Source organism: Leucobacter allii, assembly GCF_022919155.1.
In the GTDB taxonomy this organism is placed as follows: Bacteria; Actinomycetota; Actinomycetes; order Actinomycetales; family Microbacteriaceae; genus Leucobacter; species Leucobacter allii.
The window spans coordinates 2478133-2490309 of the sequence record NZ_CP095045.1; the positions used below are offsets into that span (position 1 = coordinate 2478133).

Here is a 12177-nt window from a genome sequence, read left to right on the forward strand (position 1 = left end):
GGATCCGGCGGGATCCGGGCCGCGCGACCGGCTACCAGTGGCGGTGCCCGCCGCCCGCGGGATCCGTCCGATAGTCGGGCCAGGGCAGCTCGATCGGCGGCGCGAAGTCCGCCGGCAGCAGCGCGGGCATCGGCTCGGCGGCCGTCCGCTCGGCGAACTCCCGCTGCGCCTCCGCCAGCAGCTCGGGGCGGGTGAGGAGATCGAGGAAGGTCCCGGCGACGGTCTTGCCCGCGGTCACGATCGTGGGGGCGATGGTCTCGGGGATCCCGCCGAGCGCGTTCATCACCCACGCCGGATACGGCCCGGCCCCGGGCACCGGCTGCAACGCCGGCCGCGACACGTAGAAGCGCACGAGCGGCGCGTAGTGGCTCATCTCGACGTAGTCGTCGCTCGTCCAGTTCCGCTGCCACGCGGGCATGTGCTCCCGCAGCGCCCGCTCCGCCTCCTGCGGCTCGATGAGCTGCTCCGTCTCCGCGAGGAACGGCCGCTCGCTCGGCTCGAGGCCGAGGGAGCGCTGGATCTCCTGCGCGACCGCGACGGCCTCGGCGCCGTAGACGGGTGCGCCCACCTCCTCGAGGTTCGCGTAGAGGGCCGATGCCATGGCGTGGTTGGTGCGGCCCGGCCGGCTGCGGGCGATCCAGCGCTCCTCGAGCGCGCAGTGCCCCATGGTCGCGGCGGCGGCGGCGTTGCGATCGAGGACCGCGAGGATGTGCTCGGCCATCTCGATGTCAGGGGTGCGCCACGAGAACTGGATCCGGGCGACCCGCTGCGGCAGATTGTCCGCGGTCGCCTGACCGTCGCTCAGGATCGCGTCGGAGAAGCTCCAGCCGCCCGTCGCCGGCAGCATCGAGTCGAGCATGGTGCGCGAGGCCGTGTACATCTGCATGAGCGAGGCATTCGCGCCGGGCGCCCGCGCGGCCGAGTGCGAGGCGGGGATCGGCGAGTTCGGGTCGGCGCTCGAGAGCTGCCAGGTCTCCGGGTGGTCGCAGACGAAGCTGTAGACCTTGCTGTAGTACGCCCCGCACTGCGTGTCCCAGCGCGCGGTGTTGCACAGCGGCAGCATGTAGAAGGGATGGAAGGAGACGATCGCGTCGGCGTCGTCGTAGTAGCCGCGGAGGCCGTGCACCACCTTCGAGCCGTGCATCTTCTCCGCGGGCTCCCCCGTGTAGTGCAGGGTGCCCATGATGCCGTGACGCTCCATCGCGTGCTTCGCGGCGAGGACGCCGGCGAGCGTCGAGATGCCGAGCACCGAGTGCGGATCGGTGTGGCCCGGCGCGAAGCGGGTGAGCCCCTCGCGAGGGGCCTCGGTGGTGGTCGCGGCCTGGCTGTTGCCCGGCACCGCATCGTACTCGGCGTAGGTGAGCAGGGTCGGGCCGTCGCCGTTCGACCAGCGCGCGCTGAACGCCGTCGGCATGCCGGCCGAGCCGTCCTCGACCTCGAAGCCCTCGGCGCGCAGTCGCTCGACGTACCACTGCTGCGAGCGGTACTCGCGCCACGCGGGTTCGGCGAGCTCCCAGATACGGGTGTGCCAGTCGGTGAGCTGATCGAGGTGCGCGTCGATCCACGCGCGCGCGGTCTCCTTCGCCTCGGCGGTGAGCTCGGTCACGGGGGTCCTTTCGAAGTGGTGGATGGGATCGGTCCGGACGGTGCCGGGGTCGCGCCGCCGGAGCTGCGCGGACCGGGTGGGAGCGGGGCCGCGCGGACGGCGGCGACAGGAGCCGGGCTCCGGTGCCGGGATCGCGCTGCCGGACGGCACGCGATCGGACGGGACACGCGACGGGCAGGAATGCGGCCCCAGGGTGCAACCCGCACGCCGCCTACGCGGGACGGTTCACCGGCGAGTCCGGCTCCCCCGTCCGCGCGAGGCTCACGGCGTTCTGCGCCTGAATGCGCACGTACTCGGTCTCGGTGCGCGCCGAGAAGTAGGCGATGTGCGGCGTCAGCACGACATCGTCGCGTCCGAGCAGCGGATGGCCCGGTGCCGGCGGCTCCTCCGAGAGCACGTCGAGGGCGGCCGCCGCGAGGTGGCCGTCGTCGAGCGCGGCGGCGAGCGCCGGCTCGTCGATCAGCGCGCCGCGGGAGACGTTGACGAGCACCGCGCCGCGGGGCATCTCGGCCAGGAAGCCGGCGTCGACCATCCGCTCGGTCTCCGCCGTGAGGGGCAGGTGCAGGGAGAGCACGTCGGCGGAGCGACGCAGCTCGGGGAGCTCCGCGCGCTCGATGCCGAGCTCGGCGAGCTGGGCGCGGGTCTCGGGGGTGTCGGGCAGCAGCGGGTCGGTGCCGAGCACCCGCCCGAAGAGCGGGCCGGCGAGCCGTGCGAGCTCGCGGCCGATCTTGCCGAGCCCGACGATGCCGAGCGTCGCCTCGCTCAGCCGCGGCGGCGGGGTCGCCGCGCGCGCGTTCCAGTCCTCGGGCGTCGCCGAGGCGAGGTAGAACGGCAGCTGCCGGCTCGCGTGGAGCAGGATCGCCAGCGCGTGCGTGGCGACCTCCTCGGTGGCGGCGCCCGGCACGTTCGTCACCCACACCCCGCGCTCGCTCGCGGCCTCGAGGTCGACGTAGTCGAAGCCCATCGACATGAGCGCGATGAGCCGGAGGCTCGGCAGCGCCTCGATGATCTCGCGGGTGATCGCCGCGTAGCCGGGCAGCAGCACCTCGGCGCCCTGCGCGCCCGCGATGATCTCGGCGGGGTCGCGGGTGTCGAGTCGGCGGACGGTGAAGCCCGCCTCCTCGAGCAGCCGCACGCCCTGCGCGACGTCCGTGTCGTCGGTGTCGGTGTAGACGGCGATCCGCGTCCCCGCTGTCCCGTTCTCCTGCATGGGATCCTCCCCGTCGCGTGCGGCGGCTAGGCCGCGAACGACGCCTGATCGATGTGGATGAGCTGCAGGCCGCCGGAGGCCACCGCCGCCGCGACGGCCTCGGCGAGCTCCGCGCGGCTGCCCGCCCGGCGGCCCGTGCCGCCGAATGCGGCGGCGAGCGCCGCCCAGTCGGGCTGGGCGAGTTCGACGCCGACGGGCGCGATGCCCGCGTCCGCCTCGTTCTGCTTGATCTCCGCGTAGCCGCCGTTGTCGACGACGATCACGGTGACGTCGAGCCCCTGCTCGACGGCGGTGATGCACTCCTGGACGGAGAACATCAGCGCGCCGTCGCCGGTCACCACGAACGCGGGACGCGTCGGCTCGGCGATGCGGGCGCCGATCGCCGCGGGCAGGCCGTAGCCGAGCGTCGCGTACGTCGCCATGTAGGGCGTCGAATTCGGTCGGGAGGAGCGCAGGGCGTCGAGGAGTCCCCAGTACGCGATCTGCGAGGAGTCGGTGGCGACGATCGCATCCGCGGGGAGCGCCTCGGCGATGGACTCGGCGAGGCGGGTGTTCTCCGCCGAGAGCTCGAGGGACTCCGCGCGCACGGCCTCGCGGATCCGAGCGACGCGCTGCTCGGCGCGCTCGCGGATCTCCGGCGCGGCGGCCCCGCCGCCCGGGAGGGCGTCGAGCGCCGCGAGGAGGGCGTCGAGGGAGGCGGCGGCGTCGCCGACGAGGCCGATCTCGGCCGCCTGGTTCTTGTCGATCTGGGAGGCGACGAGGTCGATCCGGATCACCCGGCCGGCCGCCTCGAGCCGGGGGGCCCAGAGCTCGGCCTCGCCGAGCTTCGAACCGACGACGAGCAGCACCTCGGCGTCGCGGGCGGCCTCGCGGGCCGCCGCGAGCCTGAGGTGCGAGCCGATGGCGAGCGGGTGATGCTCGTCCAGCACCCCTTTCGCATTGAGCGTGGTCACGACGGGCGCCGCGAGGCGCTCCGCGAGCGCGCGGAGCTGCGTCGCGGCGCGGCGCGAGCCGCCGCCGGCGAGGATCACGGGGGCGGAGGCGCCGGCGAGCAGTTCGGCCGCCTCGGCCACGCGGGCCGCATCGGGGGCGGGCACGGGGGCCGCGGCGCGCGGGGCGAGCGCGGCGGCGTCGACGCCCGCCTCCTCCTCGAGGAGATCGAGCGGGATCTCGAGGTACACGGGGCGCGGTCGGCCCGTGGCGAAGAGCGCGAAGGCGTCGTGCACGGCCTCGACGGCCTCCTCGGCGGTGGCGGCGCGCCGCCCCCACTCCACGATCGCCGCGGCCGCGGCGAGCTGGTCCTTCGTCTCGTGCAGCGTGCCGACGTCCGCGAACTCGGCGCCGCGGGCGGGCCCGGGCGACACGATGATCATCGGCCGCGACTCGCAGTAGGCCGTACCCGCGGCCGAGAGGGCGTTCAGCAGGCCGGGCCCGCTCGTCGTGATGACGACGCCGGGCAGCCCGGTCTGCAGCGACCAGCCGTCGGCGGCGTAGCCGGCGCCCTGCTCGTGACGGGAGGTGACGGGGCGGATCCCGAGCGCGCCGAGGGGGCGGTAGAGCTCGAGGTTGTGCGTGCCCGGGATCCCGAACACGGTGTCGACGCCGTAACCGCGCAGCGTCTCCATGACGACCCAACCGGTCGTGCGGCGCATCTCGGTGCGCGCGACGGCGCTCATCGCCCCGCCTCCGCGACGGCGGCGGATCCCGCGACGGCGGAATCCGCGGCGTACCGGCGACTGCCGTCCACCCAGGTCTCGCGAACCGGGATCGCGGCGATCTCGGGGCCGGCGACCTCGAGCGGGTTCGCCCCGAGCACCACGAAGTCGGCGCGCTTGCCCACCTCGATCGAGCCGAGCTCGCGCTCCCGGCCGAGCGTGATCGCGCCCTCGAGGGTGTGCGCGCGGAGCGCGGCCTCGGGACTGATGCGGAGGGAGTCCGGGCCGAGCTGGTGCCCGCGGCGCGTCACGCGGGTGACGGCGGCCTGGATCGCCTCGAGCGGCCGGGGCTCGGCGACGGGAGCGTCGGAGGAGATGGTGACAGGGACACCGGCCGCGACGAACTCGCCGAGCGGGTTGAAGCGCTCCCCCGGCGTGCCGATCGCCTGCTCCACGCCCTCGCCCCAGTTGTAGTAGTGCTGGGTCTGATTGACGGGGCGGATGCCGAGGGCCGCCATGCGGCCGATGTCCTCGGGGGTCGGCAATCCGCAGTGCTCGATGCGGTGCCGGGCGTCGGGGTCCGGCCGCTCGGCGAGCGCCGCCTCGATCGCGTCGACGACCATCGCGATCGCCGTCGGCGACTGAGCGTGCGTCGCGGTCTGCAGGCCCGCGGCATGCACGCGGCGCACGAGGTCCGCGTACTCGGCCGGCTCGTGGTAGAGCTGGCCGGTGCGGCACGGATCGCCGACGTACCCCTCGGGGAAGTAGGCGGTCCAGCCGCCGAGCGTGCCGTCGGCGTAGAGCTTGATCCCGGTGGCCGAGAGGAAGGCGTTGCCGAACGGGCCGGTGAGCCCGAGCTCGAGCACCTGGTCGACGAGGTGGGACAGGAAGTACATGGAGACGCGCATGTCGAGCGCCCCGCGGTCGGCGGCCTCGAGGTAGGCCGCGAGCTCGCGCTGGGAGACCTGCGCGTCGCCGATCGCCGTGACCCCGCCCGCGAGGAACTCGCGCTGCACGAGGTCGAGCTGGCGCTGGTGCTCGGCCGGCTCGTCCCCGAGGTGGAAGTTCGGGCCGTGGTGGCCGATCTTGACGCCGTGCAGGCCGGTGAGCACGTTGCAGGCCGCGTCCGAGAGCTCGCCGGTGAGCTCGCCGTCGGCGTCGCGGAAGAACTCGCCCCCCTCCGGGTTCGGGGTGTCGCGCGTGATGCCGAACTTCTCGAAGGTGAAGCTGTTCACCACGCCGCCGTGACCCGAGGCGTTCATGATGTACACCTCGCGGTCGGCGGCGACCGCGTCGAGCTCCTGGCGGGTGGGGTGGCGGCGCTCGGCGAGGTTGCGCTGCTCGTAGCCGTAGCCGCGGATCGGCGCGCCCGCCGGGAGCTTCGCCGCGCCCTCGCGCAGCAGCTCCACGATCTCGGGGATCGACCCGGCCTTCGCCGGGGAGACGTCGATCCAGGTGAGCATCTGGCCGTACATGAGCGGGTGCGCGTGCGCGTCGATGAAGCCGGGGACCACGGTCGCGCCCGGGTGGTCGACCCGCTCCGGGGAGAGCCCGGCCTCGGCGGCGGCCGCCTCGACCTCGGCGAGCGAGCCGACCGCGAGGATGCGCCCGCCCGCGGCGAGGAACGCCTCCGCCTCGGGTCGTTCGGCGTCGACGGTGAGGATCCGCGCCGCGGTGACGATCGTCGGGATCGAATCGCGGGCGTCGTAGGTGGCGAGCTGTCGCACGGTGTGGCCTGTTCTCTCGGTGGGATGGATGGGGTGGGCCGGCGGCCCGCGGGAGCCCGCGGGCCGCCGGAACGGGTCAGCGCTCCGCGGCGCTCGTGTCGACCGCGGTCGTGTCGAGCCTGGCGTTGAGCGAGCCCGTGGCGGGAGCGGTGTCGGAGTGCTGCGGGGCGAACACGGTGCCGAGGATCGCGAGCAGCGCGAGCAGTCCGAAGAACGCGATGACGGTCCAGAAATTCCCCGTCGCGGCGAGCAGCCCCGAGGCGATCGCCGGCGAGAGCCCGCCCCAGACCGCGGCGCCGATGCCGTAGGAGAGCGACATGGAGGTGTAGCGCGCCTGCGGGCGGAACATCTGGGCCATGAGCGTCGACAGCGGCGCCCACGCGCCGCTCAGCGTGAGGCGCAGCACGGACACGAAGAGGTAGATCATCGCGACGTTGTGGTTATCGATGAAGAGCACGAGCGGGATCACGGCGACGAGCGAGAGCGCGGAGCCGAGGATCATGATCGTCTTGGCGCCGACCTTGTCGCCGAGCCACGCGAGCGGCAGGGTGACGACGGCCTCGACGAAGGAGGCGATGGTCATCGCGCCGAGGATGACGCTCGCGGCCAGACCGATCTCGGGGCTCGTCGCGTAGTTCTGCACGAAGGTCGTGGCGAGCACGTAGCCGCCCGACGACATGGCGATGATGCCGAAGCCGAGGAGCATCGGCCACCAGTTGTTCTTGAGCGCGAAGAGGATCGGCGTCGACTGCTGGTGCCCCTCGATCTTCGCCTCGAAGACCGGGGTCTCCTCGACGCGGTAGCGGACCCAGAACCCCACGCCGATGAGCACGATGCTGAACAGGAACGGCAGGCGCCAGCCCCAGGTCATGAGCACGTCGTCGCCCATCGCGGCGAGGATCCAGAAGGCGCCGGAGGCCATGAGCGCGCCGAGGGGGTTGCCGAGCTGCGTGAAGCCGCCGTAGAAGGTCTTGAACCTCGGCGGGGCGCTCTCGACCGACATGAGGCTCGCCCCGCCCCACTCGCCGCCGACCGCGAGGCCCTGACCGAAGCGGAGGATGATGAGCAGGATCGGGCCCCAGATGCCGATCGTCGCGTAGCCGGGCAGCACGCCGACGAGGGTCGTGGCGATGCCCATGAGCAGCAGCGTGATCGTGAGGGCGGGCTTGCGGCCGAGCTTGTCGCCGACGTGACCGAAGATGATGCCGCCGAGCGGGCGGGCGAAGAACGCCACGGCGTAGGTGCCGAAGGAGGCGAGCGTGCCGAGGCCGCGGTCGAGCTCGGGGAAGAAGACGCTCGGGAAGACGATGGCGGCGGCGGTCGCGTAGACGTAGAAGTCGTACCACTCGATCGTCGTGCCGACGGCCGCGGCGAAGCCCGACTTCAGCGCTCTGCGGTGCGAATTCACCGGTGCGGTTGCTGTGGACATGAGAAGCTCCCTTGCTTAGAGGATCGCGCCGTGCGCGCGGCAACTGCCTCGACTGTAGATCAGCGCGACGGATTGCGCGCGCGAAACGTGCGCCAACACCCGGTCGGGTACCGTGGATTCGCAGACTTCTCGCGTGTTTCATCAGAATTCGGCGGGATGGAGCCACGCTTCACCGCTGGAATGCGTGCGGAGCCGCTCAGATCAGCGTATTTTGGGAGCGGGTGTCGTCCGGCGCCCGCCCGCCCCCAGGGAGGACCCCATGCGCCCCGCCATCCGGAGCGTCGCGCCGCACGGCACGACCCGCGGCCACGATCCCGACGCCTTGGACGCCGCGCTCATCCGCGCGCTGCAGGCGGACGGCCGCGCGAGCATCCACGAGCTCGCCCAGCGGCTCGGAGCCTCGAGGGACCTCGTCGCGCAGCGCCTGCGCGGCCTCACGGGCGCGGGCGGCCTGCGGATCGTCGCGGCGCTCGACCCGGGCTTCGTCGGGCACCATCTCCTCGTGCACGCCCGCGCAGAGGTCGACGGACCGGTCGGCCCCATCGCCCGGGAGATCGCGGAGTTCCCCGACGCGGTCTTCGTCTCCATGGCGAGCGGACCGTTCCCCCTCGTCTTCGAGACCCGGCACGGGGACAGCCGCGAGCTGCTCGAGGTGCTCGACGAGGTGCGGCGCATGCCGTCGGTGCGCCGCGTGCTCGTGTCGACCTACGTCGAGGTCTTCAAGGGATTCTTCGTCTCGCACGGCAGGAACGACGTCGCGCTCGACCGCATCGACTACGAGCTCATCGCGGTGCTGCAGCAGGACGGCCGCACGAGCTACCGGGAGCTCGCCGACACCGTGCACCTGTCGCCGTCGTCGGCGCGGGCGCGCGTGCACCGCCTCATCGACTCCGGCGTCATCCGCATCTCCGCGATCCAGTCGGGCGGGATCTCCCGGAACCGGCTCGCCATCGGCGTCGGCATCACCGTGAGCGGCGATCCCGACCCGATCCGCCGCTACATCATGGAGTCGCCCGACATCGACTTTGCCACGCGCGCGCACGGGAGCTTCGACTTCATCGCGACGATGGTCGGCTCCTCCCCCGCCCACCTGCTGGCCGTGATGGACGCGATCCGCTCGCTGCCCGGCGTCAGCGCCCTCGACTCGTGGACGCACTACGACGTGGTGAAGGAGGACTACGCGCGCACCCTCGGCCGCGTGCTCGTGCAGGGCTGAGCCGGTCGGGACAGGGGCTCAGCCGCCGAGCGCGCGCTGCACGCGGCTCAGCGAGATGTTCTCGTGCACGAGCACGCCCGTGCTCGTGCGCTGCTCGAAGTGGTAGCCCATCTTGCCCTGGCAGAGCATGCCGATGAGATAGGGCTCATCGGCGCTCCACATGATCCAGGTGGGCAGTCCCTGCGCGTTGTCCCCGAGGAACGTGATCTCGATGTCGCGGTCCCCGATGCGCTGCACGCTCGGTGCGAGCGCAGTGCGGGTCAGCGCGACACTCCCGTTCCCTGCCTGCTGCATCTCGCTCATGGCTTGATCCTAGCGAATCCTCCCGCCGCGGGAACAGAGGCGCTCCGCGCGGGCGCACGGCCGGATCGTCGAGCCCGGGCGTCATGCCCGGGCGAAGAAGGCCCCCACGGCGCGGGCGAGGCCGTGCAGGTCGTCGACGTGGGCGAGCTCCCTGGCCGAGTGCATCGACAGCAGCGGCACGCCGACGTCAACGGTGCGGATCCCGATCCGCGTGGCCGTGAGCGGGCCGATCGTGGAGCCGCACGGCACCGTGTTGTGGGAGACGAAGGTCTGCGTCGCGACGCCGGCCTCCGCGCAGACGGCGCGCCAGAGCGCCGCGCCGTGGGCGTCGCTGGCGTAGCGCTGATTCGCGTTCGTCTTCAGCATCGGGCCGCGGCCCGCGAGCGGGCGGACCCGGGGGTCGTGCTTCTCGCCGTAGTTCGGGTGCACGGAGTGGCCGGCGTCCGCCGAGAGGCACCACGAGGACGCGAGTGCTCGGGCGGCCGCCTCGGCGTCCGCGCCGAGCCCCGCGCGCAGACGGCCGAGCACCTCCTCGAGGAACGGTCCCGAGGCGCCCGAGCGTGACGCCGAGCCGAGCTCCTCGTGGTCGAAGGCGGCGAGCACGGCGATCGTGCCGGGGGCGGGCTCCGATTCGAGGAGCGCCGTGAGCCCGGCGAAGGTCGAGCTCAGATTATCCATCCGCGCCGAGGCGAGGAGCTCGCCCGAGACGCCGATGCGCTCGGCCCGCTGCGTGTCGTACAGCCGCACGTCGGTGCCGGCGATGTCCTCCGCTGCGACGGCGGGCGCACTGCCGGGCGCGACCGCGTTCGCGGCCTCGGCGAGCAGATCGAACACCCCGACGCCGGTCGCCTCCGCGGCGAGCACGGGCTGCACGTGGCGCTGCCGGTCGAGGGCGAGCCCGCTGTTCTGCTCGCGGTCGAGGTGGATGGCGAGCTGCGGGATGCGGGCGACGGCGCGGGTGCGCACGAGATGCTCGGCGCCGTCCCGGGTCACCACGCGGCCGGCGAAGCCGAGATCCCGGTCGAGCCAGGAGCTCAGGAGCGGGCCGCCGTAGATCTCCACGCCGACCTGCGCCCATCCGTCCGAGACGAAGTCGGGCTCGGGTTTGAGCACGAAACCGGGCGAGTCGGTGTGCGCGCCGAGGATCCGCACGGGGCTCGTCGCCGTGATGCCTGCGCCCGCCCGCCACGCGATGATCGCGCCGTCGCGCACGACGAAGCCGCGGGCGCCGGGCTCGAGCGCGGGCCACGCCGCCGTCTCGTCGTGCGCGGCGAAGCCGGCCGCCGCGAGCGCGTCGGCGGCGCTCCGAGCCGCATGGTACGAGCTCGGCGACGCCGAGACGAAACCGGCGAGCGCATCGATGTAGCCGTCGCGCTGGGCGAGCAGCCCGGGCACGTCGCTACTCCCCCGCCGCGCCGTCGACCGGCTTCTCGAATGCCGCGGCGAACTCGGCGAGCAGGCGGGCTCCGAACCCGGTCGAGCCGGTGGAACGCCAGAGGTCGTCGCTCTCGGCCTGCATGGTGCCGGCGATGTCGAGGTGGCCCCAGGGCAGCCCGTCCACGAACTCGTTGAGGAAGAGCGCCGCGAGGATCACTCCGGCGTACTGCCCGCCGATGTTCGAGAGGTCGGCGACGTTCGACTTCAGCTGATCGCGGTAGCGGTGGTCGAGCGGGAGCCGCCAGATGTTCTCGTCGCTCGCGTCCGCCGCGGCCTGCAGCTGAGCGGCGACCGCGTCGTCGTTCGCGAGCATCGCCGCGGTCCGGGTGCCGAGCGCCGCCATCGCGGCGCCCGTGAGTGTCGCGATGTCCACGATCGCGTCGGGGCGGACCGCCTCCTCCGTGGCGAGCACCAGGCCGTCGGCCATCACCAGACGCCCCTCGGCGTCCGTGTTCTTGACCTCCACGGTCGTGCCGCCGCGGATGGTGAGCACGTCGCCGAGCTTCGTCGCGCTGCCCGAGGGCATGTTGTCGGTGCACATCAGCCAGCCTGTGACCGCCGTCGTGGCGCCGAGCTCGGCGAGCGAGGTCATCGCGGCGAAGACCGCGGCGGCGCCCATCATGTCGAACTTCATCGCGGCGTGCATGGCGTTGGAGGGCTTCAGACTGATCCCGCCGGAGTCGTACATGATGCCCTTGCCGATGAGGGCGAGATGCCCCTCGGCGTCGGCCGGGCGGTAGGAGACCTTGATCATCCGCGGTTCCTCGGTGCTGCCGGCGTTGACGCCGAGCAGGCCGCCCGTGCCGAGCTCCATGAGCGCCTCGCGGTCGAAGACCTCGGCGGTCAGGCCGAACTCCGGCGCGAGCCGCTCGACGACCTCGGCGAACTTCACGGCGCTCAGATGGCGCGGCGGCGTGTTCGCGAGGTCGCGGGCGATGGCCGCCGTGCGGGCGAGCACGAGCCCGCGCTCGATGCCGGCCTCGGCCGCCTCGGCGCGATCCGCCGGCAGCCGCAGCGCGAGCTCCTCGAGCGGCACGGTCTTCGGCTCGCTCTTGAGCGCGTCGTAGCGGTAGCGCGCGAGCACGGCGCCCTCGATCGCGGCCTGCACCGCGACCTCCACGTCCCAGTCCCCGCCGTCGAGCACGCCGGTGAGATCGACCGCGATCCGGTCGCACTCGCGGGCCGCGCGGGTGAATGCGGCGACGGCGTCGCGCAGCTGCGCGTCGGTCTCGATCCCCTCGCCGGAGCCGACGAGGATGCGCAGCGGCGCACCGGGGAGCACGAGCGTCTGATTCGCGGCGCCGGTGAAGCCCGCGGCCTCGAGCCCGCCGCGGTCGACGCCGTCGAGCCCCTCGGGCAGCGCCCCGGAGGCGGTCACGAGCACGGCCAGCGCCCCGGGGTCGCGCGGCGCCTCGGCGGACACGGCGACGCGGGTGGTGCGCGCGAGGGAGGGGACCGGATCGAATGCGGGGTCAATCACAACGCTCATGGTCTCCAGCCTAGTCTTCCGCCGGGGCCCGCAGGCCCGGGCTCGGGATCCGCAGGCCGCGGCGTCGCAGGCCGCGGCTCCGCCGCCCGCGGCCCGCGGCCCGCG

General features: G+C 73.2%; 9 protein-coding genes. 1 reads left to right on the top strand and 8 read right to left on the bottom strand.

All coding sequences use genetic code 11. The features are described from left to right. Positions 1-31: 31 nt before the first annotated feature. The 5 genes from MUN78_RS11520 to MUN78_RS11540 form a co-directional block, all read right to left on the bottom strand. Positions 32-1606: a zinc-binding metallopeptidase family protein gene (locus MUN78_RS11520; RefSeq protein ID WP_244726557.1), complete on the bottom strand. Its 1575-nt coding sequence runs from the start codon at positions 1604-1606 to the stop codon at positions 32-34. Positions 1607-1817: 211 nt separating this feature from the next. Then, positions 1818-2816 (bottom strand): C-terminal binding protein, encoded by a 999-nt coding sequence (locus MUN78_RS11525; protein ID WP_244726559.1) that lies wholly within the window; start codon positions 2814-2816, stop codon positions 1818-1820. A 26-nt stretch (positions 2817-2842) separates the two neighbouring features. Then, the gene (locus tag MUN78_RS11530) at positions 2843-4492 is read right to left on the bottom strand and encodes a thiamine pyrophosphate-dependent enzyme (protein WP_244726561.1); all 1650 of its coding nucleotides are present in this window, start codon (positions 4490-4492) and stop codon (positions 2843-2845) included. After that, the gene (locus MUN78_RS11535; RefSeq protein WP_244726563.1) at positions 4489-6198 is read right to left on the bottom strand and encodes an amidohydrolase; all 1710 of its coding nucleotides are present in this window, start codon (positions 6196-6198) and stop codon (positions 4489-4491) included. The genes MUN78_RS11530 and MUN78_RS11535 overlap by 4 nt, the downstream gene beginning before the upstream one ends. Positions 6199-6274: 76 nt before the next feature. Continuing rightward, entirely contained in the window at positions 6275-7627 is a 1353-nt protein-coding gene (locus tag MUN78_RS11540; protein WP_244726565.1) for an MFS transporter, read from the bottom strand. Positions 7628-7886: 259 nt separating this feature from the next. On the opposite strand from MUN78_RS11540, the gene MUN78_RS11545 reads away from it, so the two are divergent. Then, on the top strand, positions 7887-8843 hold the full coding sequence (locus MUN78_RS11545; protein WP_244726567.1) for an Lrp/AsnC family transcriptional regulator: 957 nt from the start codon (positions 7887-7889) through the stop codon (positions 8841-8843). Positions 8844-8861: 18 nt separating this feature from the next. Here MUN78_RS11545 and MUN78_RS11550 read toward each other — a convergent pair whose 3' ends face one another. From MUN78_RS11550 to MUN78_RS11560, 3 genes are all read right to left on the bottom strand, one after another. Beyond that, the gene (locus MUN78_RS11550) at positions 8862-9146 is read right to left on the bottom strand and encodes a hypothetical protein (protein WP_244690066.1); all 285 of its coding nucleotides are present in this window, start codon (positions 9144-9146) and stop codon (positions 8862-8864) included. Between the two features lie 81 nt (positions 9147-9227). Continuing rightward, positions 9228-10532: a M18 family aminopeptidase gene (locus tag MUN78_RS11555; protein WP_429952325.1), complete on the bottom strand. Its 1305-nt coding sequence runs from the start codon at positions 10530-10532 to the stop codon at positions 9228-9230. 13 nt (positions 10533-10545) lie between these two features. Next, the gene (locus MUN78_RS11560; RefSeq protein ID WP_244726570.1) at positions 10546-12072 is read right to left on the bottom strand and encodes a leucyl aminopeptidase family protein; all 1527 of its coding nucleotides are present in this window, start codon (positions 12070-12072) and stop codon (positions 10546-10548) included. Positions 12073-12177: the final 105 nt, after the last annotated feature.